This window comes from Psychrobacter jeotgali, from assembly GCF_904846315.1.
Classification (GTDB): Bacteria; Pseudomonadota; Gammaproteobacteria; order Pseudomonadales; family Moraxellaceae; genus Psychrobacter; species Psychrobacter jeotgali.
On sequence record NZ_CAJHAF010000001.1, the window covers coordinates 168,792 to 191,538 of the forward strand.

Here is a 22,747-nt window from a genome sequence, read left to right on the forward strand (position 1 = left end):
ATAGAAAACTTAGAACAGGTGACAGATTATGATAGGACTTATTAGTGGTCAAGTGCAATATTTGATGGCACCAACGGCTTGTATCATGACCGCATCTGGGGTTGGTTATGATATTGAGCTGCCATTGCCCTCATTTTGCCAATTACAGCTAGATCAACAGGCGCTTATCTGGACGCATCTGCATGTGCGTGAGGATGCGCAGCTGCTATATGGCTTTATAGACCGAAAAGAGCGTGAAGTGTTTCGTCAATTGATTAAAATCAATGGCGTGGGTGCAAAAATGGCTTTAGCTATGTTATCAGCGATGTCAGCTGCTGAGCTGAAAATGCATGTTGAGCAAGACTCGGAAGCGGCATTAACCCGCATCCCTGGTATCGGTAAAAAAACCGCTCAACGCTTGTTAATCGAGCTCAAAGACAAGCTGAAAAATATCGAGGTTGATAATAGCAATCTAGAGCTCAGCGTACAGCCCGTCGCAGTCTCTGCGGAGGGTAGTATTATTGCCGAGGTAGAAGGCGCTTTAATCAGTCTAGGCTATAAAGAAAAAGAGGCGCAGCAAGCTATCAAGGCGGCAAAAAGTAGCGGCGAGGTATTTGCCGATACTCAAGGGTTATTAAAGGCTACCTTGCAGCAGTTATCAGGGTTTTAATAATTCAATTTAAAAGTAATAAAAACAAGCGACACTAGTTGTCGCTTGTTTTTATTCTGATAGCGACTTTAAGATATTTTGCATGACTTGTCGGGTAGCTTTGGTTATGCTGTTACTAGCTTTTATATTATTTACTCTTTATTATTTAACTCTTTATTATTTACCTCTTTTATATAACGATAAAATCTATGATGCAAGACCGTTTGATTAATCCACTAGAAGGTGCAGATGATGCTCCTGATACGAACATTCGTCCTGCGCTGCTGGCTGAATATATTGGTCAGCCGGTTGTACGTGAGCAGATGGAAGTCTTTATTGGTGCGGCGCGCGCCCGTGCCGAGGCTTTGGATCACACTTTAATTTTTGGGCCTCCGGGCTTGGGCAAGACCACCCTTGCTAATATTATCGCTCGTGAAATGGGTGGTAATTTGCGCTCGACCTCAGGACCGGTGTTGGAGCGTGCTGGCGATTTGGCGGCAATGCTGACCAATCTAGAAGCTGGCGATGTGTTATTTATTGATGAGATTCATCGATTAAGCCCCGTAATCGAAGAGATTCTTTATCCGGCGATGGAAGATTTTCAGTTGGATATTATGATTGGAGAAGGGCCTGCTGCTCGCTCTATTAAGCTTGATCTGCCGCCATTTACGTTGGTTGCTGCTACTACTAGGGCGGGACTATTAACCTCGCCGCTGCGTGACCGTTTTGGGATTGTGCAGCGCCTTGAATTTTATAATATTACCGATCTCACTACCATTGTAAGCCGGGCAGCGCGGTTGATGCGCGTAGCGATGAGTGAAGATGGTGCGGTTGAGATTGCCCGCCGTGCTCGTGGTACGCCTAGGATTGCCAATCGCTTATTGCGCCGAGTGCGCGACTATGCAGAATTCAAAGGTGATGGGCAGGTCAACGGTCAGATTGCAGCTAGCGCCCTTGATATGCTAGCGGTTGATAGACGGGGGCTGGATCATTTAGATCGACGTTATATTGAGATCTTGTATGAGCGTTTCGATGGTGGTCCTGCTGGTGTGGAAGCGATAGCGGCGGCAATGGCTGAGGATCGCGGTACGCTTGAAGACGTGATTGAGCCTTATTTAATCCAACAAGGCTATGTACTGCGTACAGCACGGGGACGGGTATTAACCCAAATGGCGATAGATCAGATGTAGTAAGTGATTGTATAAAGCCGTATCATAAAATAAGCTATAAATTAAACATAAAAATGCGCAGACTTTAAATGAATAAAGTCTGCGCATTTTTTATTAACTAGGCAATTGTAGTTCTGATATTTTGTTTTATTATTATAGATTTGCGACTGTCGATTGTGGCCATATCTTACCGGGATTTAATATATTTTTAGGATCTAGAGCAGACTTGATAGCTTGCATCACAGCGACGGCGTTGCCATGCTCTTGCTCCATATATTTTTGCTTACCTTGACCGATACCATGCTCACCGGTACAAGTCCCATCCATCTCAATAGCCCGCATGGCAAGGCGGCTGATAATACCGTCGGCAGCAGCGACCTCGGCAGGATCTTGGGTATCAACTAATAATAACACATGGAAGTTGCCATCACCTACGTGACCGACTATAGGGCCAATCATTCCTGCCTCTTCAACGTCCTTTGCTGTAGCGCTGACACATTCCGCTAAGCGCGAGATGGGCACGCAAGCGTCGGTAGATAAAGCGCTAGATCCTGGTCTGAGGGCGCAGCTGGCGTGATAAGCATTGTGCCGTGCTTGCCAAAGGCGTTTACGCTCACGCTCGTCGGTATCCCAAGCAAAGTCAGTGCCACCGAACTCTTCGATAATCTCGTTAAAGGTCTGCGCTTGTTCGCGTACGCTCGCTTCGGTACCATGAAATTCGACGAACAGGGTAGGGGTTTCTTTGAGATCAAGATTGTCGTATTGGTTACAGGCTTTGACTTGTAGCGCATCGAGGAGTTCAATACGGGCGATAGGCAGGCACATCTGAATGGTCATCATCACCGCCTGACAAGCATCCTCAATGGTCGGAAAATGACAGATGCCACTACCGATACTTTCGCTAATACCAAACAGCTTAAGGGTAACTTCGGTCACAATCCCAAGCGTGCCCTCAGAACCAATCATGAGACGGGTCAAGTCATAACCAGCCGCAGACTTTTTAGCCCGTGTACCGGTACGGATAATCTCGCCGTTAGCGGTCACTACTTCTAATGCCAATACCACATCTTTCATCGTGCCATAACGAACCGCATTAGTACCGGATGCACGGGTTGCTACCATGCCGCCAATACTGGCATTAGCGCCTGGGTCTATCGGAAAAAATAAACCAGTATCGCGCAAATAATGGTTGAGCTGTTCACGGGTAACCCCTGGCTGCACGGTCACCGTTAGATCTTCGTTATTGACCTGTAAGATAGCATCCATAGCATGCATGTCGATACAGAGACCACCAGACGGGGCGTTTAACTGCCCCTCTAGCGAGGAGCCAATGCCAAAAGCGATAACGGGCATTTCATACTGGTTACAAATAGCCACGGCGGCGGCTACGTCTGCTTTATCATGAGCGGTCAGTACCGCATCGGGTGGCTGATTGGCAAGCCAAGTCATAGTATGACCATGCTGCTCACGGGTGGTTGGATTGACACTCAATTGCTTGCCAAACTGCTCTTGTAAAGCGTTAGTTGCCGCTTCATGAGTAACTTTTGCTTCATTAGTAGACGTACTGCTTGTGGAAATCGTCATAAATACTTTCCTGGTTGATTCTGAAAAATCTTTATTAGTTTTTTATTCAAGCTCATTGGACTTGGAAAAGTTTGATTAAGCTAAGATGCGCCAAACGACGGCCAGTAAGGCTAAAATATAAAAGATAGGTGCCAAGAAGCCCACTTGGGTAGCGATGGCGACAAAGACGCCAAACCCTGCTAAAGCTATCCAGTCGCGACGGCGATCGTTGAGCATATCAGCGCGAATTTGCTGAATTTCACGCAATTGGCTATCCTGCCTTGAGCCTTGAGAAGCTAGACTTTGCAGGCTTTGATCTAATAGTTTTGGAATATCAGTGCTGGATAATAAAATCTCTGGCAGCTGAGTGCGTAGCTGTTGCAGATTACGCATTGGATCAAGTTGCTCTTTAATCCAGCCGCTCAATATAGGCTTAGCTAACGACCAAATATCCAGATCAGGATAGAGATCACGCCCCAAGCCTTCGACATGCACTAAGGTCTTAAGCAGCAGCATTAATTGCGGCGGAATGCTCATATGATGACGACGGGCAATATCTAATATCTGCATCAGCACCCCAGCAAAGTCGATATCGTTGATCGATTTTTGTAGCATCGGCCCGACCGTTCGGCTCATGTCACGCATCAAGGCGTGCTTATCAGTATTAGGCGGTATCCAGCCGGCACGGCTGACGATATCAACCAAGGCGGTAAAGTTATTATTCATCACCGCCAATAGCATCCGTGCCACTATCATCTGATCTTCTTTTGATAGCGTACCCATAATGGCGCAGTCAAGACCGATATAGCGTGGCTGGTGACCTAAACGAGCTGAAGAGGTTTCATCGCTCATAGCAGCGCTTAGCGTTTTAACCGGTGGAGTTTCTACAAAGACGTTACCCGGATGCATGTCAGCATGAAAGAAATTATCACGAAAAACTTGGGTAAAAAATATCGTCAACCCCTTTTCTGCCAAAGCAGCTCGGTCATAACCAAGTTTATCAAAGGTCTCAACTTGCGATATCGGCACCCCCTGAATACGCTCCATCACCATTATATTCTTGGAGGCATCGTAAACTTCCGGCACATACATAAGCGCTGAGCCTAAGAAGTTATTACGCATTTTAGTGGTGTTGTCAGCTTCTAAAGTCAGATCCAGCTCATTGAGCATTACTTGCCGATAGTCCTCGACAATATCGATAATATGGACGGCACGTGCCGCCTCAACCCGGGCTGATATCCAGCTAGCAAGCTCACGCAGCAGCTCAAAGTCAGCAATAATAGTGGTGCGAATATCAGGGCGCACCACTTTTACCACCACTTCACGACCATCAGTGAGGGCGGCAGTATGTACCTGAGCTATGGAGGCGGCTGCCAGAGGCTTATTATCAAAGCGGGCAAACAGAGTATTTACCGATTGACCGAGACCTTGTTTGGGATCTTGAATTTGCTTGATAGCTATCTCGGGGTCAAAGGGTTTAACTTGATCTTGTAGCTGAATTAATTGCTCAATAATCTCAGGCGGCACCAAGTCGCGTCGGGTAGAGAGTAGCTGGCCGAGTTTTAAGAACAGCGTACCCATATCCTCTAACGCATATTTGATAGCATTTGGCTGATGCTTTTTGCCCCAAGCGGCGGGATGCAGACGAATGAGTCTAGCAACAGACTGCATCTGCGGTGCATCATCTAGGGGAATGTGGGTGTCAATTCGATAGCTGGCGGCAATACGCCAAAGTTCTAGCAAGCGGGCGCGATGAGATAGTAGCATGGCAAAGTTACTCTAGAAATCACTCTGAATAAGAAACAATAGTTATTGATCAACAAAAGCTGTTAATTATTGATCGTTGGCTAGACGTGCTTGTTCAGCCTTGATGGCTGCTAACCTGGCTTCTTCACGCTCTACATCCGCGCGTAGCTTAAGCAATTGCTGCTTTAAGCTATCAGATTCTGCCTTTTCAGCAGGATCAGGAGCCGTATTGCCCACCACTTCATTCGCCCAATCGCTAACATCATCAAAAGCCCGCTTGGCACTGTGGCGCACGCTACCTTTAAGCTGTGAGATTAATAGCTGTAGCTGGCTTGCCATTGGTTTGCCGATAATAGGCTCAAGTTGTCCAGCAATATCAGGATCAAAGCCCGCTATGAGCTGTTTGAGCTGCATCAGCACTTTATAATCACCTGCAATAGGCAGATTACCTTCAGCGCCGCGCATTAAGTTGAGCAGCTGTGCGGGGTTTTCGACATTGATAGTACAGTCAGGTTGACTGTGACCGATGCGCGCCATATCAGCGTCTGCTTGTTGGCGCTCATCGTTTTGGTTATTCTCATCACCGCGGGGCTCAAAGACACTAGCAAGTACATTATGAGTGCTAACCGGCTCAAATCGCACCCGATCATCGTTAAATAGAATATCTAATTGTAGCTCAGGCATAGCCATGTTTAGACGCAGCACCTTACCTGCCAAGGGTGCAAGACCCGCTTGGGTAATCTCGTCACTAGCAATAGCGATATTAATAAGCTTCTCAGCACCGGCTAAAAGTAATACAGTCAGCATATGACCCTCACTTTGAATTAAAATTCTATTTTTAACGACCTTTATGCTTACTCAATAATCAGTTTATATTATTGAATAAGCATTATCGTTCTAACGATGACCCTGTAGTACGAGTGTTTCTATGAGCATTTATTAAGCTTTAAAACCGCGATGGACGGCGACAATACCCGCAGTTAGGTTATGATAATCGCAATTCTCAAAACCTGCTTGCTCCATCATTTGCTTTAGAGTTTGCTGGTTGGGATGCATACGAATAGATTCAGCTAGATACTGATAGCTCTCTGAATCATTAGCTACCAGCTTACCCATCAACGGCAGCGCTGTAAATGAGTATAAGTCATACGCCTTGGATAAGGGCTCAAAGATAGGCTTTGAGAACTCTAAAATAAGCAAACGGCCGCCAGGCTTAAGCACACGGTACATAGCGCGCAGAGCGGCATCTTTATCGGTGACGTTACGTAGACCAAAGCTGATAGTGACCAAATCAAAGCTATTGTCGTCGAAAGGCGCTAGGGTTTCAGCGTTAGCCAAAACGAAATCAACGTTATTGCAGCCTGCATTGATCAAGCGCTCACGGCCCACTTCTAACATTGCCGCATTGATATCAGATAATACTACATGACCATGACGGCCCACTTCTCGGCTAAATACTTTAGCTAAATCACCTGTTCCACCAGCAATATCGAGGACATGCTGGCCGGCACGAACCCCTGACAAGCTAATGGCATAACGTTTCCATAAACGGTGAATACCAAAGGACATCAGGTCATTCATAATGTCGTACTTTTTGGCTACTGAGGTGAAAACATCAGCTACACGGGCTTGTTTTTCAGCTTTATTGACCGTTTTGTAGCCGAAATGGGTCTCTTCATCGCCATCGGTGTCAGGAGTATGCGGGTTGTTGATATCATCACGCTGATGAAAGGCTGATGCTGCGTTAGTAGCAGCTGGGTTTGATTGATTATTATAAGTATTTGGCATAGTGGTTTGTTGACCTTGTGGGGTACCTACCGGTAAGTCTTCAACTCGAGTAAAGTCGTCTGAATCGGTGTTAGGGGCCGGATGGGTAGTTACTGAATTATTGACAGCAGAGATTTGCTCAGGGGTAGGGCTTTGGCGTGCTTGCGCTTGGGCACTAATGTTTTGATTTTGAGTAATGCTGTCTTGCACCAATTTATCTTGAATATGGCCGTGGCTATTTGGGTTAGTCTGGCCAGTAGCTTGATGATTAGGCTTGGCGTTATTATTCCCCAAGTTATCATTAGCTGCGGGATTTTTTATATCATTATTTGCAGGATCGTTGCTGGAGTGGGTCATGGGATTATCCTATTAAATGTGCTTATGATATGGACTGACTTAGCGCTGTATGACCAGACTATGATACATCAAACACCGAGCTCTTACTCTGGTTATCTGTAGCATGTACTTGATCGATAATTTGGAGCTCACGAGCGCAAAATGGATCAATGAAGCTACTAACACTTTTAAGCGGTTTCATAGCGGCAAATCCGGCATCAATGAAGTCGTATAGAGGCTGGAAATTATGACGATAAGCGGCACCTTTGGAGAGTGCAAAAGCTTTGCGTAACATAAAAGAATTGAGGTATTTATCTGTACGGTAGCAGACTTCTTTTAGCTGATTTATTTGCACACGGCGCTTGTCCGCTTCATCAACACCGCGGTAGGCTGCTAGCATATTATCTTCGTTAACCGCTAAGTCTTCAGCGATTAACCACTGTGCCAAATGCATATCCAGTTCAATGGCTAAAATAGACGATTGAATGGTCATACTAGCAGTCTCTAAGGCGGACTCTTTAGCCAAACGCTCAAGCTTTTTCGCTTTGGGTAGAATACGTGCCAATTGTTCGGCCAATAGCTTAAATTCGCTACCGCCATACAGTTTAGTGAGAAAGTAATCTGCCATAGGTTTGTTTTTAGGTTGGTCAAACAACTTACTATGAGTGCGTTTAAGACGTGCTCGCTGCCAGTCCTGTACTTCATTAAGTTTAGCTTTTAATTCAGTATCATCATGATAAGGTAGGGCCCAATAACGGTCTAAATGAAGTTGTAATTCTGATAACGCAGACATAATAGATAATCCTATTCGAACAAATATTTAATAATTAAAGAAAAGCTTTGGAAGCAAGTACGGTTTAGCTTGATATGCTAAGCCATATCGGCTCTATTGTATATCAACTAATAGCTTAGTTTTTGATAAATATTGTGAAGCTATAATATACCGAATGCTGCCAAGGCCTCTTTTTTATTGGCTCCATTTATCTGCTCAATAAGCGCCAGCTCGCAGGTATAAAAGGGGTCTATAAAACTTTTGACGCTATCAAGAGGTTTCATAGACTCAAAGCCGGCATCAATAAAGTCATACAATGGCTGATAGTTATTACGATAAGCGGTACTTTTGGCTAGTTTGAAAGCCTTTTGTAAAAAAAACGAATTAAGATACTTATCAGTACGATAGCAAACTTCCTTTAGGTTACTAAGCTGAGTACGGCGCGCAGTAGATTCATCAGTAGTGCTATAGGCTATAATGATATTTTTTTCGGTGGCGGGTAAGTCGTGAGCTACTAACCACTTTGCTAAGTTTAGATCCATCTCAATAGCGAGTACCGCTGCTTCAATCGCCATGCTGCCCGTTTCTAATGCGGACTCTTTGACCATACTTTCAAGTTTTTGCGCCTTGGGTAGGATACGTGCCAATTGCACAGCCAATAATTTGAACTGTTCACCGCCATAAAGCTGAGTTAAAAAATAGTTCGCCATCAAGTGGTTTTGTGGTTGCGAGAACAGCTCATTATGGGTACGCTGCATTCGAATGCGCTGCCAGGCTTGTACATCGTATAGCACCGTATTGAGCTTGCTATCTTCATGATAAGATAACGCCCAGTAGCGTGTTAGATGCTGTTGCAGATTCAAGAAAGCACTCATGATGGCCAATCCTGTATAGTTTTAAGCAGGTAAATCTGACAATAAAACAGTAGTCTCGTACAAAAAATGGTATAGATAGCTATTTAATATAAAGCATACCATTCAAATGAGACATCTTCGTTAAATAACTTAAAATAAAATATAACGACCAAACTTTTACGGTTTAATAAAAGCCTTATAGAAGAAAAATATAAATCAACCTACCAAGAGAATAAAATGGATAACAATAAAAGTAATAATGGAGCTAAGAGCCAAACAGTCAGTGCGCAGTTCAGTGAGACTGTAGTTGATGAACGCTTGACACCCAATCCATTAAGCTCATTTTTTATGGATAAAGACGAGCTTAGACTGGCATTGGTGACGGCGCAGTATGCCTTGCAAGCCACCCGTCAACAGTCGCCAAAGACTAGTAACAAACCTACAGGACTGCTGGTGCTGGTCAATGGTATGGAACAAGCGGGTAAAGGCTCGGCGGTCAAGCAGTTGCGGCAGTGGGTTGACCCTCGTCTATTAAAAGTTGAGGCGACTATTGGTCATCCACCGCTGGCCAGTCAGCCGATTTGGCAAGCCCATACTAAGTCTATGCCGCGCCACGGCGATGTTATGGTTTATTTCGGTAACTGGTATGCTGATCTGCTTTATAACGTCATGCGTATGGCAACGGCTGATCACCAAGATGACAATAGCAAGGACAAGAATAAAAAAAGTAAAGCAAAACAAACATCGACAGCGCTACCTATTGCCCAGTGGCAAACTTATTTGCAGGAACAATTAATGGTTTTGGCAGCATTTGAGCAAGATCTGGCTGCCAATCAAACCAAATTACTAAAATGCTGGTTCCACGTTGATGCTAAAACCTTACAAGATCGTCTAAATGATGAGGAGGCTGATCCAGAATTCTTATACCAAATAGACTGGGATGATGAGGAGGTGTTGGCCACTTTCAATAAGGTCGCTGCAGAACTGCTACGACAACAGGGCGACTGGGTTATTATTGATGGTTGTGATAAAGATCGAGCGACGATTAATTTTTGCCATGAAGTGTTAAACGCTATGCAAGCAGCGCTGGCAAGCAGTAGAGTACCTGTGAATAAAGCCGCTAAACCTCCCATACCTTCTAAATCTGCAATCCTAGCCAAATCTAAAGTTAAAGCGGCCTCCCATCATAAAGTATTTGAGCCGGTAAAAGTCCCTAAACAGTTAACCGATATCGACGATCCAGATATGGATAAGTCCGATTATAATAAGCAGTTAGAGGATAAGCAGGCTAAGCTGGCAAAACTACTACGCACTCGTAATGGCCGTCATGTGGTGTTCGCTTTTGAAGGTATGGATGCCGCTGGTAAAGGGGGCGCTATCAAGCGTCTCGTAGCGCCACTCGATCCACGTGAGTACCAAATTTATAATATTGGCGCACCGATGCTTTATGAGCTCCAGCACCCTTATCTATGGCGGTTCTGGACCCGGCTACCAAGTGAGCAAACCGAGCGTATTAGCCGTATCGCTATCTTTGATCGCACTTGGTATGGCAGAGTTTTGGTAGAGCGTATCGAAGGATTTGCAGAAGATCATGAATGGCAGCGAGCTTATGAAGAGATAAACCGTTTTGAGAAAAGCTTATCTGCCGCCGGTACTATCGTCATAAAATACTGGTTGGCCATTGATAAAAAAGAGCAGTTAAAGCGTTTTGAAGCCAGACGTGAGACCCCACACAAACAGTTTAAACTCACCGATGATGATTGGCGCAATCGTGATAAATGGTCAGATTACGTACAAGCGGCGGCCGATATGTTGGCGCGTACTGATACGCACACTGCCCCTTGGTGTGTGGTAGCTACTAACGACAAACGCTGTGCACGTCTACAAGTGCTGGATCATGCAATCGAGCAACTAAAGCTTTATATATAGATACGCTATCCGTCATTCAGTCATTCAGTCATTCCGTCATAATAAATTTGATGGATAATAGTCTGCTGGGCTACTTGCGCTGGACTATGATGGGCAGCAATGAAAAATAATGAGCTCTTGTTCTATTGTTTCTACAGTAATATACACTTACAGTTACAAATCTCGCAGTATCATCATGCATTAAGTACATATTTTTAATATAATAGGCGCGTGATTACTTTTGGTAGACCAATAAGTGATATTGCTAACGTAATATTGGTTTTATTGAGCTATTTAGTAATCACCATAAATCGATTTTAGTCTATTTTTACTCAATATTCCCTCAACTACTTTATCAAGCCGCAAGCTGCTCCAATCGAACGATTTGGCGATATGACTTGCGGCTTAATGATATGTTGAGTGATTTAATTTATCGCTATAAGCTAAAGAAGCGTTTAGCAGATAAAGGCATGTACAGGGCGTGCAAGCCATTCTTAGATAGGAACGGAGTGTTCCAGAACAGTGTTTGAAGCCGTAATACAAGAACTAAATTGCGTCGATATTGTGTGGGTATAACGCTAGCTTACCTTCAGTAGGTCTATAAGCCTAAGATATACCCCATGATTATACGTAGATATCAATTGCAAAAAGTTCTTGGTTACTTAAGTGTTTTTCAATTAGCAGTATTTTCGATGAAAAATGTTTTCAACTAACAGTATCTTCAATTAACAGTATCTTTAACAGCTTACGCAGGGCGTATCAATCTATGGGTATTAGCAGCAGCTCTACAGAACCAACCAAATCAGTTGGCACTATGAGAATCAATCTATTTTTTGCCATTTTACTGATTGGAATGACGGCCTACTTTTTATGGTGGGGACTCGACTACACCATGCGTCAACAAACGACGTTATTTATCATAGCCACGGCCTTTGGCATTTTTATGGCTTTTAATATTGGTGGTAACGACGTCGCTAACTCTTTTGGCACCTCAGTAGGTGCAGGCACGTTAACCATCCCCCAAGCATTAGGGGTGGCCGCTATATTTGAGGTATCGGGAGCCGTGTTGGCAGGCGGCGCAGTCACCGATACCATTCGGAAAGGGATTGTCGACTTAGATGGCTTGGCAGTTAGTCCCAATCAGTTTATTTATGTGATGCTGTCGGCCTTGATAGCTGCGGCGTTTTGGTTGTTATTTGCAACCAAAAGAGGCCTGCCGGTCTCAACGACCCATGCTATTATCGGCGGCGTTGTCGGTAGCTCTATTATCTTGGGCTATGATGTGGGAGGAAGCGGAGCAGCGTTATCTACCGTTGATTGGAGTACTATAGGTACGATCGCTATCTCTTGGGTACTATCTCCATTGCTGGGCGGATTATTAGCTTATCTACTTTATGGACAAATTAAAAAGAATATCATTGAATATAATGACAGAACCGAAGCTCATATTAGTGAGCTAAAAGCCAATAAGAAAACGGTAAAGCAGGCGCATAAAGAGTATTTAGAACAGTTATCAGAATCAGAGCAGTTGGCTTATACCTCAGCTATGCTACGGGATCAAGAGATCTATCGAGATGACGATACCGATCTTGAAGATTTAGAAACAGATTATTATAAAAAGCTCTATGAGATCGAAAATGAGCGTAATAATCTGGATACGCTAAAAGCCCTTAAAAAGTGGGTACCGGTTATAGCTGCTATCGGCGGGGTAGTTATGACCTCTTTGGTAGTATTTAAAGGACTCAAAAACGTCAATAGCAACCTAACGACCTTACATGGTTTCTTATTCATGGGTATGGTTGGGGCACTCGTTTGGCTAGCTACCTTTATTTATACCAAGAGTATTCGCGGTAAGCATAAAGAAGATTTGACCAAAGCAACCTTTATCATGTTCAGCTGGATGCAGGTATTTACCGCCTCAGCTTTTGCTTTTAGTCATGGTTCAAATGATATTGCTAACGCCGTTGGTCCTTTTGCGGCAATTATGGACGTTATTCGTACCAATCAGATCGCTTCACAAGCGGCCGTACCACCAGCGGTCATGCTCACTTTTGGTGTGGCTTTGATTGTGGGTCTCTGGTTCGTTGGTAAAGAGGTGATTCAAACCGTTGGTACTAACTTGGCAAAAATGCATCCAGCCTCTGGCTTTTCAGCTGAATTGGCAGCGGCGGCGGTAGTTATGGGCGCCTCAACAATGGGTTTGCCGGTCTCTAGTACTCATACGCTGGTAGGGGCAGTATTAGGTATTGGCATCGTCAACAAAAATACTAACTGGAAGCTGATGAAACCTATTGGACTGGCTTGGGTGATTACTTTACCAGCCGCTGGGTTGATGTCGGCGTTAAGTTATTATATCTTAAAGCAAATATTCTAATGCTTGGCTTATAAATAAAAACCAATTATACACTTTGCATAAAAAAGCTTATCAGTATCGTGCTGATAAGCTTTTTTTATTTTATTTAGGCTGTCTCTTTTTTATAGCAATATTGAAATGATGACAGTTAAAGCACAATCAATCGGTGCCGAATTGCTGACGTTTTTTGGCAAAGAAGCGATCTAAGCGATCCATAGCATTTTCAAGGTCATGTAAATTAGGTAAAAACACCAAACGGAAGTGATCAGGTGCATCCCAATTAAAGCCAGTTCCTTGTACCATCAGCACCTTTTCATCAACCAATAAATCCATCATGAACTGCATATCATCTTTGATAGGGTAGATCTCAGGATCCATCTTTGGGAAGCAATAAAAAGCGCCTTGTGGCATGGTGCAAGAGATACCTTTAATAGCATTGAGGCGTGAGATAGCCATTTCGCGTTGCTTAAATAATCGGCCTTTTTCCGAAGTCAACTCTTGCATACTTTGATAGCCGCCCATTGCCGTTTGAATGGCATATTGACCTTGAACGTTAGAGCACAAGCGCATAGAGGCTAGCATATCTAACCCTTCAATAAAGTCGCTGGCATGTTGTTTTTTACCAGACACCATCATCCAGCCTGCTCGAAACCCTGCAATACGATGCGACTTCGACAGACCGTTATAAGACAGTACCAATACCTCGTCAGTCAAAGTACTCATGGGTGTGTGTACCACGTCGTCATAGAGCACCCGATCATAAATTTCATCGGCCATAATAATCAAATCATGCTGTTTGGCCACTTCGATAATTTGCTTCAGCATCTCGTCAGAGTATAGAGCACCCGTCGGATTATTAGGGTTAATAACTACGATGCCTTTGGTTTTACTGGTGATTTTTGACTTGATATCCTCAATATCAGGCTGCCAGTTATCGTCCTCGTTACAGCGATAATGTACCGCTGTACCACCTGACAGGTTAGTAGCTGCTGTCCATAGAGGATAGTCTGGCATGGGAATTAATACTTCATCACCGTCATTTACCAAGGCTTGCATGGTCATAACGATGAGCTCAGAAACCCCATTCCCCAAATAAACATCACGCACATCTACCGCTGAGAGAAGTCCTTTTGATTGGTAGTATTGCAAAACAGCTTTACGCGCTGAAAAGATACCTTGCGAATCAGAATAGCCCGTAGCTTCAGGCAGGTTCATTGCTACGTCACGTAAGATCTCATGCGGCGCTTCAAGACCAAAAGGCGCAGGATTACCGACGTTTAGCTTTAAAATGCGCTGTCCTTCGGCTTCCATTTGGTTGGCCGTTTTTAGTAAAGGCCCACGGATGTCGTAGCAGACGTTTTGTAGTTTGTCAGATTTTTTCAGAGTTTTCATGGAGGTAGCATCCATTGTCATGTATTCGGGATTATGGTGAGAGTTGGTTGCAGCAAGCAGATCAGGACTATCGGCAATAGCCGTCATTGGGACGTTGTTATCATTATTAAAAGCATCACTATCATGATCATGGTCGCCGCGTAATAAGTAGCCCTCGGTACAACCTAGAATACGAGCCAAGGTAGGGAGTTTTGACGACACAATACCATTGATACCCCGTTCCCAATTAGAGATAGCGCCGCGGCTGACTTTAGCGCCAGCATCGGTCATAGCTTGCGCTAATTGCTCGGCGGTCATGCCTTTATCTCGGCGCAGCTTGGCTAGGCGTTCGGCTTGAGCTAACTTATTCTGCTTATCATTCATGATGTCCTAAGCCTTGTCATTAATTTTGATACTTAATGTTTTAAATAGTTAATGCAAGATATTATTGCATTTTTAGTTAAGACGCAAGAGGGATTAGCTACAATATTTATAATGCAAGATTTACTTGCATTTACTATGTTTTCAGCCTTCCCCATAATAGGTTTATCCAGTAATAGATTATTAATAGATCAATATAGCCAACGTTATTGATCTAGCCCCTTGTTTTTAGATGAATAATCAGCATATAAAAAGGGTAAGAGTTCAAGTGATAACCTAAAATAAAAAGGATAACTTATGCAAGATAATCAACTTAGCAAAGAAGAGATTGCCCAATTAACAGAAGCGGACTGGAAAGAGCGCCTTAGCAGTGACGAGTATCATGTGATGCGTGAAAAGGGCACCGAGCGTCCTTTCACTGGCGTCTATAACGATGTCGATGATAAAGGTATCTATCGTTGTAAAGGCTGCGGAGCCAAACTATTTGATTCAGATAGCAAGTTTGATGCCGGCTGCGGTTGGCCTAGCTTTGATCAAGGTATCGACAATGCGGCTATCGATGAGCATGAAGATAACTCGCTTGGCATGCGCCGTACCGAAGTCACTTGTAGTAACTGCGGTGCGCATTTAGGTCACGTATTCCCCGATGGTCCACGCGAAACCACAGGTTTGCGTTACTGCATCAACTCAGTGTCTATCGACCTTGATAAAGCTGAGTAGCTATTAGTATAAAGTATGCATTAGCATAAAAACGAACAGCGGCGTGATTTGTCCCATCACGCCGCTATTTTTTTGCTATATTGGTGCTCTATTATTATTTGTTATGACCCTAATGACACCGAGGATTTGATATGAGTACTATTTATGATTTTAATGCTGAGCGTATGGATGGCGACTTACAACCTTTTGCTGACTTTGAGGGTCAAGTATTACTAATAGTGAATACGGCTAGTAAGTGTGGCTTCACCCCGCAATTTGAAGGTCTAGAAGCATTGCATCAGCAGTATAAAGATCAGGGTCTGGTAGTTGTGGGTTTCCCTTGTAATCAGTTCGGTAGTCAAGACCCGGGTAGTAATGAGGAGATTGGTGCATTCTGCCAGAAGAATTATGGCGTAAGCTTTCCTATGATGGCAAAGGTCGATGTTAATGGTAAAGAGGCCCATCCTATTTTTGATTGGTTAAAAGCGCAGAAGGGCGGGGTGTTAACTGATGGTATTAAGTGGAATTTTACCAAGTTTTTGATTGGTCGTGACGGTCAAGTGCTTGATCGCTATGCCCCAACCACCAAACCTGATGCTATCAAAGGGGATATAGAAAAGGCACTCGCCGATAAATAAGTGACAACCGAGAAAATTATTGGCTTTTTATAATAAGATAAAGTCAGTAAAAACAAAAGGTTATGCTTGTAATAAGAATATAGCTAAAAAATAGTGATTAAATGCTCAAATAATATTTGACAGCCATGTGTAAATGTATATAATACACACCCACAGCAAGGGTGATTAGCTCAGTTGGTAGAGCGTCTGCCTTACACGCAGAATGTCGGCGGTTCGAATCCGTCATCACCCACCACTTATTAGCAAGTGGGCTCTGTTAGGAGCAAGATGCTAAGGTACGAGATAAGCAGCGGTAGTTCAGTTGGTTAGAATACCGGCCTGTCACGCCGGGGGTCGCGGGTTCGAGTCCCGTCCGCTGCGCCATATTTTAAAACGAATTTAAACTTTCGAGTTTAAGCAAGTTTCGCCTCAAACATTAGCTTGTTTGGGGTTTTTTTGTGTCTGAAATTCTCTTTAAAGCCTTTGTTCATAAGAGCCAGCTATTTTATTTCTATCAATCCTTAATAAATAATTTACTCTTTAACAATACATGAATGATAAGTTTGATTACATACAGTCTAACTTTTGAAAATCGGTGACCACCTGCTCGGTGACCAAACGGTGACCATTTTGTGACCAAATAACTCAATATAAAACAGTCTCTAAGCTCTACTCGAAATCTCCACATTAACCTCAAAGTAATCATCATCTTTTATAGTAATACTAACTTTGCCATGGTGCGCACGGGCGATGGCTTGTACGATAGACAAGCCCAAACCGGAGCCGGCATGCATGTCCTTGGTTTGATCATAGCGATGAAAGCGCTCAAACAGTTTATCCGCCTCGCTTTGAGTCAAAGGTTTATCCAATCGATTAGTAATGGTTATTTTTGATGTAGCAGGGGTATGAGTTCTTGCTTTAATTTCAATTACACTATTACTGGCAGCGTAATAAATAGCGTTCGACAGCAGATTAGCAAACAGTCGTTGTAATAAACCCTCATCGCCCAATACCGCACCAAATTCGCCACTCTTCTCAAAGATTATCCCGCGTTCCTCCGCTATCAGCTCAAAATAATCAATCAGTTTGGAGATCAGTATCTCGGTATCGACCCGCTTAAGCTGCGAGTCACTAAGCCCTTTTTGGGTCTTTGCCAGCAGTAGCATATTATTAATCAAACTCGATAACTGCTCGAGTGTATCGTGCTGCTGATGCAACTGTTCGATATACTCTTCAGTGGCTCTTGGCTTACTGAGCATAACCTGCGTCTGAGTGCTTAGCGTGGCTATGGGCGTGCGCAGCTCATGAGCGATGTTGTCAGAAAAACGCAATAGGGAGACAAAATTGCTCTCAAGCTTAGCCATCATTAAATTATAAGACTCCGCTAAAGGTCTTAGCTCTAAAGGCATCTCACTGGTATTAATCCTTTCATCAAGCCTTTCAGGGTGGATACCCTTCATCCGCTGCATGATAGTAGATAAGGGCGCAAAACCCCAATAGACGCTTAATGCAGCCACGGAGACTAGCAATAAAGTAATAGCGAATAAAATTAAACTTAGCTGGCGATTAAACTGTAATAAATATTGGTGATGGATATCAATAGGTAGAGCGATAAGGGCAAGGGTCTCATCCGTTTGCACAATCACAGCTCGATACCGCCGATTATTTATTTTGGTTACAAACTGCTGCTCATGATGGTTTTGCCACAAAGATAATAAACTAAAATCTACAGGTAGCTCCTCAGCGAAGCTATTAGGTACGCTGGTTAATACGTTGTCGTGCTTATCAGTTAGCAGGGTTTTGAGATCATAATTTTGCCATGCAGGGTGCGAGTGTTCGGCTTGATCCACCTCGTTTGTGGTATCGGGTAGTGGCGTTTGATTATAGCTATCATTAGTATTGGCTTGCTTACGCCAATTAAAAGCGGCATGGGTGAGAATCTCGGCATCCATCTCTTCAAAGTGACTTTTAACCGAGCGCTGTACCCAGATATAGATGACGACTTGGGAGATAACCACAAATATGGTGAGCAAAAATACCGTACGCCATAATAGAGGTAGACGTCGATTGTCCGACTTAGTGTTAATCTTATTGGCTGCCATTTTATTTAACGTCGATTTGATGGGTTGCATAACTATCAGCGTTATCAGAGTTATCGGCGATAGGGTTTAAAGGGTCTGAATTTTCTGAACTTTTCGAAGTCGTTGCAGTATCTGGAGTCTCTAAAACCTCCAACTTATAGCCCATGCCGCGTACAGTATGAATCAGCTTGATCTCAAAGCTATCGTCGATTTTGAGGCGCAGGCGCCTGATCGCCACATCGATCACATTGGTATCACTATCAAAATTCATATCCCAGACTTGCGAAGCAATAACCGAGCGCGGCAGTACCTCACCGCGGTGCTCAAGCATAAACTGCAATAAAGCAAATTCTTTGGCGGTCAGTTTAATAAGAACATCGCCTCTATGAACCGTGCGTTTGGCAATATCCATCTTTAAATCCGCCAGCTCTAAAAGGGTGCTTTGATAATCTGCTTGATTGGCGCGGCGCAGCAGACTTTTTATTCTCACTATCAATTCGGCAAAGGCAAAAGGTTTGGTCAGATAGTCATCGCCGCCGATTTCAATCCCTTTTACTCTATCGCTTAAATCATCTTTAGCGGTCAAAAACAGCACCGGCGTATGCTTGCCCGCCGCTCGGTAATTGCGTACCAACTCAAAGCCGCTAATATCAGGCAGCATTACATCCATCAGCACCACGCTATACTCATTGGTCATCAGTGCATGATAGCCATCAAGCCCCGTCAGCTGATGCTCAACGATAAAGCCGGCCTCGGTTAGCCCCTTTTTTATATATTCGCCAAGTTGTACTTCATCTTCTACTAATAATACTTTCATACTTACTTCTCTTAGATGCTCTATTACTAGAATAGTAAAGCAATAAAGGCTTTATGGACATTTAAAACGGCAAAGATGACAAAATTGTCATCTTAATGTCATCTGATTGTCAGGGTTCGTCAGCTACTCTATAAATCAATCTAACCAACGTCCAACTAAAGAGAACCCATCATGTGGTCACCTAAATCGCTCATTATTACCGCCGTTGCTCTAGTACTCTCAACCTCAGCGCTAGCTCATGATCCAAAGATGCATGGGCAAAAGGATCAAATGAATTGTGAAAAAATGGATAAGCATCTGCAGATGATGCAAAACATGGATCACAGTCAAATGGATATGAATGATCCTGCCATGAAAGCTATGATGGCGAATATGGGTAAAATGAAACAGATGTACCAAAAGCATTGCATTAGTGATAATGCCAATACCGATAAGGTTAATATTAGCAACAAGCAAACTTAAGGTTTTTGATAGGAATCACAAGGATTGTTTATAGTGATTTATGAAAAAAATGGAATTAGGATAAATGAATGACGTTTTTATGGGGTGTGCTGTTTAGTATTGTTGTAGCGGTAGCAAGTATTTTTATAATCGTAATGAGCGGCGTGATAAATGTCGGTGCCGATCACGCGCACAGTCCAATGGTTTATAGCCTACTTGAAACTGCTCGCACGCGCTCGATAGCTAGGGCCAGTAAGGATATTGAGGTTCCCAATTTGGATAAGGCGGAGATGGTCAGCTCAGGTGGCGCGGATTATAAAGATATGTGTGCAAGCTGTCATTTGTCACCAGATAGAACTCAAACGGATCTTAGCGCAGGGTTATATCCCAAACCACCCAACTTTACCGATGCAAAAGTGGTTGAGCGTTATCAAACGGATGAAGGCGCGCAGCAAAGCTTTTGGGCGATTAAGCACGGTATTATGGCTTCAGGGATGCCAGCGTGGGGCGCAACCCATGATGACGATAGGATGTGGGCGATGGTGGCTTTTATTAGATCACTGCCCCAATTAAATGAGAGTCAGTACACCATGCTGACCACTAGGTTTGATGATGATATGCTAGATATATCAGATGCTGCCAAGATGCAGCATTAACTAAAAAACAAGTAGAGGTACTCTATGAAAATTTCTATAAAACCTTGCAACCACAAACTCTTTTTTACTCTTAATAAACCATTGGGAGCCGTTTTTTTATTGTTAGCAACATCGACGCTATTCGCTTGTAGTGAGCCTAATAGCACTGCTGCAACGGCGGCGCCAGTAGAGGCGGCAACGGACACTTCAACACTGCAAGTCCAAGCAGCGGATACTACCGATCCTATTAACTCTACCTCTGGGTCACTAAAAAATGTTTCTGCTAGTATTTATAAAGACGCTAATTGCGGCTGTTGTAGCGAATGGATCGAGCACGCTGAAGGTCATGGCTTAAGTGCAGATGCGCATGATGTCACCGACTTAATGGTTTTTAAAGAACGCTACGGCGTACCGAATAATATGCAGTCCTGTCATACCACTGTCACCACTGACGGCTATGTTTTTGAAGGTCATGTGCCAGCCAAACACATGGCACAGTTCCTAGCTAATCCACCAAGTGAAGCTATTGGACTTGCCGTACCTGGTATGCCAATGGGTAGTCCAGGTATGGAATATCAGGGTAGATTTGATCCGTATCAAGTTATGCAAATCAATAAAGATGGCAGCACTAGTGTTTATGCCAATATTGATTCTCCTGAAGCGCAGCTATAGTTTAGGTTTTAGTAAGCGAACAAATCTCAGCCTACACCAAAAATGGTACCTCATTGATAATAAGCTATTAATTACCCAAGTCAAACAAGTGTTAACAGATTTTTAATAAGATAAACTAGGTCACATTATGATAAATAAAAACAGACTAAATCGTAGGCGTTTTTTAACTGGCTCTTCAACACTACTTGGGGCGTCGATGCTATCGACACTACCAACGATAGCCAATAGTGCGCTAGGCGTAAATGGACAAAACGCGGTTATCAATAGTGATAAACCGGATCATAAAGTACCGATACTGACGGGTAAAGAGTTTGATCTGTATATCAGTAAAAAGCCGGTCATAGTCAATGGCAAATCAAGCATGGCAACGCTGATCAATGACTCACTACCTGCGCCAACGCTGAAGATGCAGGAAGGCGACACGGTGGTGATTCGTGTCCATAATCAGATGGATGAGTCGACCTCTATTCACTGGCATGGTTTACTGGTACCGTTTGAGATGGACGGGGTGCCGGGTATTAGCTTTGACGGTATTCCGGCCAATAGTACCTTTACTTATACCTTTACCCTGAAACAATCGGGCACTTATTGGTATCACTCGCATACCGGCTTTCAAGAGCAGACTGGTATGCGCGGGGCGATTGTCATCGAGCCTAAAGGACGGGAGCGTCATCCTGTAGAGGAAGATCACGTCATACTGCTTAGCGATTGGACGCACCGTGATCCCAATAATTTGCTTAAGCTGTTAAAGCAGCGTGCTGACTTTGATAATTACCATTTACCTGATTTTAAAAAGCTGTTGTCCGATATTGCCAAAACCGATATTAAAACCGCCTTTGATGAGCGCAAAATGTGGAATCAGATGCGCATGATGCCGACCGACTTCAGTGATTTGACTGGCGAGACCACTTTTGATTATCTAATTAATGGTAAGACGACCGCGGCCAATTGGGCGCAGATCGTCAAACCTGGTCAACCCGTTAAATTACGCTTTATCAACGGCTCAGCGCAAACCATATTTGATGTGCGTATTCCGGGTCTGAAGATGACGGTGGTGGCAACTGACGGTGTCGATGTGGAGCCAGTCGCTATCGATGATTTTCGGATTGGGGTCGCAGAGACTTATGATGTCATCGTTACGCCGACCAAAGATGCTTATACCATATTTGCGCAAAATATCGACCGCTCCGACTATGTAGCCGCAAGGTTAGCAACTAATCCTCAGGCTCAAGCTGTTATTCCTAGCATGGACGCTATTGAGTGGTTAACGATGGCGGATATGATGGGGGCGATGGGTGATAACGGCTATAAAGCCCATCATGCCAAAACCGAGTATGACTTTAAAACCGATATGCGCGTCGATAGCCCACGCATCAACCTTGATGATCCGGGTATTAACCTGCGTGAAGTCGCTAAAAAACGTGACATATTAACCTATAGTCAGCTACGGTCGATAGATGAGACCGCACTTAGAGAGCAGAAAAAGCCAACCAAAGAGCTTGAGATTCATCTGACCGGTAACATGGAGCGTTATATTTGGGCGCTAGACGGGATTAAATTTGTTGACGCCAAGCCTGTGAATATCAGACCAAATGAGCGCGTACGTATCACTTTGGTCAACGATACGATGATGAGTCATCCTATGCATTTGCATGGTATGTGGAGTGATTTACGCGCACCTAATGGCGATTTTCAGGTACGCAAACATACGATATTGGTACATCCTGCACAAAAGGTAAGCTTCGATGTCACCGGAGAGGCGGGACGCTGGGCGTGGCATTGTCATCTGCTTTATCACATGGAAGCGGGGATGTTTAGAGAAGTTGCCGTTGTATAAAAATGGTGGAATTTAATTTATCTGAAAAATATACAGGTAAGAGTCGTGGCGTGAGGCTGATAAAAAATTTCTTGCGTGCTGTAGCTAGCAGACAGAGGCT

General features: G+C 43.8%; 18 protein-coding genes, 2 tRNA genes and 1 pseudogene. 12 read left to right on the forward strand and 9 right to left on the reverse strand.

Going from position 1 to position 22,747, the window contains the following annotated elements; all coding sequences use genetic code 11:
• Positions 1-28 precede the first annotated feature (28 nt).
• Together ruvA and ruvB are read left to right on the forward strand one after the other, a co-directional pair.
• Positions 29-649 (forward strand): Holliday junction branch migration protein RuvA, encoded by a 621-nt coding sequence (gene ruvA / locus JMX18_RS00695; RefSeq protein WP_201582746.1) that lies wholly within the window; start codon positions 29-31, stop codon positions 647-649.
• Positions 650-840: 191 nt separating this feature from the next.
• Entirely contained in the window at positions 841-1,818 is a 978-nt protein-coding gene (gene ruvB / locus JMX18_RS00700; RefSeq protein ID WP_201588161.1) for a Holliday junction branch migration DNA helicase RuvB, read from the forward strand.
• Positions 1,819-1,950: 132 nt separating this feature from the next.
• Here the strand turns inward: ruvB and JMX18_RS00705 are convergent, their stop codons facing one another.
• The 6 genes from JMX18_RS00705 to JMX18_RS00730 form a co-directional block, all read right to left on the reverse strand.
• The gene (locus JMX18_RS00705; protein WP_201582749.1) at positions 1,951-3,381 is read right to left on the reverse strand and encodes an FAD-binding oxidoreductase; all 1,431 of its coding nucleotides are present in this window, start codon (positions 3,379-3,381) and stop codon (positions 1,951-1,953) included.
• Positions 3,382-3,456: 75 nt separating this feature from the next.
• Entirely contained in the window at positions 3,457-5,127 is a 1,671-nt protein-coding gene (locus tag JMX18_RS00710) for an ABC1 kinase family protein (RefSeq protein WP_201582754.1), read from the reverse strand.
• Between the two features lie 66 nt (positions 5,128-5,193).
• Positions 5,194-5,913, reverse strand: a complete 720-nt coding sequence (locus tag JMX18_RS00715; RefSeq protein WP_201582755.1) for a ubiquinone biosynthesis accessory factor UbiJ — start codon at positions 5,911-5,913, stop codon at positions 5,194-5,196.
• Positions 5,914-6,045: 132 nt separating this feature from the next.
• Positions 6,046-6,894 (reverse strand): bifunctional demethylmenaquinone methyltransferase/2-methoxy-6-polyprenyl-1,4-benzoquinol methylase UbiE, encoded by an 849-nt coding sequence (gene ubiE / locus JMX18_RS00720; RefSeq protein ID WP_201588162.1) that lies wholly within the window; start codon positions 6,892-6,894, stop codon positions 6,046-6,048.
• A gap of 394 nt (positions 6,895-7,288) precedes the next feature.
• Positions 7,289-8,002, reverse strand: coding sequence for an FFLEELY motif protein (locus JMX18_RS00725; RefSeq protein ID WP_201582756.1), 714 nt, complete (start codon positions 8,000-8,002; stop codon positions 7,289-7,291).
• A 140-nt stretch (positions 8,003-8,142) separates the two neighbouring features.
• On the reverse strand, positions 8,143-8,856 hold the full coding sequence (locus JMX18_RS00730) for an FFLEELY motif protein (protein ID WP_201582757.1): 714 nt from the start codon (positions 8,854-8,856) through the stop codon (positions 8,143-8,145).
• Between the two features lie 216 nt (positions 8,857-9,072).
• Between JMX18_RS00730 and JMX18_RS00735 the strand changes: the two genes are divergently transcribed.
• Complete coding sequence (locus tag JMX18_RS00735; protein WP_201582759.1) at positions 9,073-10,764, forward strand: ATPase; 1,692 nt, start codon at positions 9,073-9,075, stop codon at positions 10,762-10,764.
• 745 nt (positions 10,765-11,509) lie between these two features.
• Entirely contained in the window at positions 11,510-13,117 is a 1,608-nt protein-coding gene (locus tag JMX18_RS00740; RefSeq protein ID WP_201582761.1) for an inorganic phosphate transporter, read from the forward strand.
• Between the two features lie 138 nt (positions 13,118-13,255).
• On the opposite strand, the gene JMX18_RS00745 is transcribed toward JMX18_RS00740, so the two are convergent.
• Entirely contained in the window at positions 13,256-14,851 is a 1,596-nt protein-coding gene (locus JMX18_RS00745; protein ID WP_201582764.1) for an aminotransferase class I/II-fold pyridoxal phosphate-dependent enzyme, read from the reverse strand.
• Between the two features lie 294 nt (positions 14,852-15,145).
• On the opposite strand from JMX18_RS00745, the gene msrB reads away from it, so the two are divergent.
• The 4 genes from msrB to JMX18_RS00765 all read left to right on the forward strand — a co-directional run bounded on the left by msrB (position 15,146) and on the right by JMX18_RS00765 (position 16,548).
• Entirely contained in the window at positions 15,146-15,568 is a 423-nt protein-coding gene (gene msrB / locus JMX18_RS00750) for a peptide-methionine (R)-S-oxide reductase MsrB (protein WP_201582765.1), read from the forward strand.
• 131 nt (positions 15,569-15,699) lie between these two features.
• Positions 15,700-16,185 carry a glutathione peroxidase gene (locus tag JMX18_RS00755; protein WP_201582766.1) on the forward strand — a complete coding sequence of 162 codons (486 nt, stop codon included), beginning with the start codon at positions 15,700-15,702 and terminating at the stop codon, positions 16,183-16,185.
• 159 nt (positions 16,186-16,344) lie between these two features.
• Positions 16,345-16,420: transfer RNA gene (locus JMX18_RS00760), tRNA-Val, on the forward strand.
• Positions 16,421-16,471: 51 nt separating this feature from the next.
• Positions 16,472-16,548, forward strand: a tRNA-Asp gene (locus JMX18_RS00765).
• 278 nt (positions 16,549-16,826) lie between these two features.
• Here JMX18_RS00765 and JMX18_RS00770 read toward each other — a convergent pair.
• On the reverse strand, positions 16,827-18,296 hold the full coding sequence (locus tag JMX18_RS00770; protein ID WP_227674512.1) for a heavy metal sensor histidine kinase: 1,470 nt from the start codon (positions 18,294-18,296) through the stop codon (positions 16,827-16,829).
• Positions 18,297-18,390: 94 nt separating this feature from the next.
• Positions 18,391-19,062, reverse strand: a pseudogene (locus JMX18_RS00775) (heavy metal response regulator transcription factor); the annotation flags it as partial.
• Positions 19,063-19,233: 171 nt separating this feature from the next.
• Here JMX18_RS00775 and JMX18_RS00780 point away from each other — a divergent pair.
• The 4 genes from JMX18_RS00780 (at position 19,234) to JMX18_RS00795 (ending at position 22,647) form a co-directional block, all read left to right on the forward strand.
• On the forward strand, positions 19,234-19,524 hold the full coding sequence (locus JMX18_RS00780) for a hypothetical protein (protein WP_201582768.1): 291 nt from the start codon (positions 19,234-19,236) through the stop codon (positions 19,522-19,524).
• A gap of 68 nt (positions 19,525-19,592) precedes the next feature.
• On the forward strand, positions 19,593-20,159 hold the full coding sequence (locus JMX18_RS00785; RefSeq protein ID WP_201582769.1) for a c-type cytochrome: 567 nt from the start codon (positions 19,593-19,595) through the stop codon (positions 20,157-20,159).
• A 24-nt stretch (positions 20,160-20,183) separates the two neighbouring features.
• Positions 20,184-20,810, forward strand: coding sequence for a DUF411 domain-containing protein (locus JMX18_RS00790; RefSeq protein ID WP_201582770.1), 627 nt, complete (start codon positions 20,184-20,186; stop codon positions 20,808-20,810).
• Positions 20,811-20,937: 127 nt separating this feature from the next.
• A complete protein-coding gene (locus JMX18_RS00795) occupies positions 20,938-22,647 on the forward strand; it encodes a copper resistance system multicopper oxidase (RefSeq protein ID WP_201582772.1) in 1,710 nt (569 codons plus the stop codon).
• Positions 22,648-22,747 lie beyond the last annotated feature (100 nt).

Bases quoted from the DNA above. Each gene is read 5' to 3' on its own strand.
- JMX18_RS00735 (WP_201582759.1), top strand. From the start codon at position 9,073: ATGGATAACAATAAAAGTAATAATGGAGCTAAGAGCCAAACAGTCAGT.
- ruvA (WP_201582746.1), top strand. From the start codon at position 29: ATGATAGGACTTATTAGTGGTCAAGTGCAATATTTGATGGCACCAACG.
- JMX18_RS00745 (WP_201582764.1), bottom strand. From the start codon at position 14,851: ATGAATGATAAGCAGAATAAGTTAGCTCAAGCCGAACGCCTAGCCAAG.
- JMX18_RS00770 (WP_227674512.1), bottom strand. From the start codon at position 18,296: ATGCAACCCATCAAATCGACGTTAAATAAAATGGCAGCCAATAAGATT.
- JMX18_RS00705 (WP_201582749.1), bottom strand. From the start codon at position 3,381: ATGACGATTTCCACAAGCAGTACGTCTACTAATGAAGCAAAAGTTACT.
- JMX18_RS00725 (WP_201582756.1), bottom strand. From the start codon at position 8,002: ATGTCTGCGTTATCAGAATTACAACTTCATTTAGACCGTTATTGGGCC.
- ruvB (WP_201588161.1), top strand. From the start codon at position 841: ATGCAAGACCGTTTGATTAATCCACTAGAAGGTGCAGATGATGCTCCT.
- JMX18_RS00740 (WP_201582761.1), top strand. From the start codon at position 11,510: ATGGGTATTAGCAGCAGCTCTACAGAACCAACCAAATCAGTTGGCACT.
- JMX18_RS00785 (WP_201582769.1), top strand. From the start codon at position 19,593: ATGACGTTTTTATGGGGTGTGCTGTTTAGTATTGTTGTAGCGGTAGCA.
- JMX18_RS00790 (WP_201582770.1), top strand. From the start codon at position 20,184: ATGAAAATTTCTATAAAACCTTGCAACCACAAACTCTTTTTTACTCTT.
- JMX18_RS00755 (WP_201582766.1), top strand. From the start codon at position 15,700: ATGAGTACTATTTATGATTTTAATGCTGAGCGTATGGATGGCGACTTA.
- msrB (WP_201582765.1), top strand. From the start codon at position 15,146: ATGCAAGATAATCAACTTAGCAAAGAAGAGATTGCCCAATTAACAGAA.
- ubiE (WP_201588162.1), bottom strand. From the start codon at position 6,894: ATGCCAAATACTTATAATAATCAATCAAACCCAGCTGCTACTAACGCA.
- JMX18_RS00795 (WP_201582772.1), top strand. From the start codon at position 20,938: ATGATAAATAAAAACAGACTAAATCGTAGGCGTTTTTTAACTGGCTCT.
- JMX18_RS00715 (WP_201582755.1), bottom strand. From the start codon at position 5,913: ATGCTGACTGTATTACTTTTAGCCGGTGCTGAGAAGCTTATTAATATC.
- JMX18_RS00730 (WP_201582757.1), bottom strand. From the start codon at position 8,856: ATGAGTGCTTTCTTGAATCTGCAACAGCATCTAACACGCTACTGGGCG.
- JMX18_RS00780 (WP_201582768.1), top strand. From the start codon at position 19,234: ATGTGGTCACCTAAATCGCTCATTATTACCGCCGTTGCTCTAGTACTC.
- JMX18_RS00710 (WP_201582754.1), bottom strand. From the start codon at position 5,127: ATGCTACTATCTCATCGCGCCCGCTTGCTAGAACTTTGGCGTATTGCC.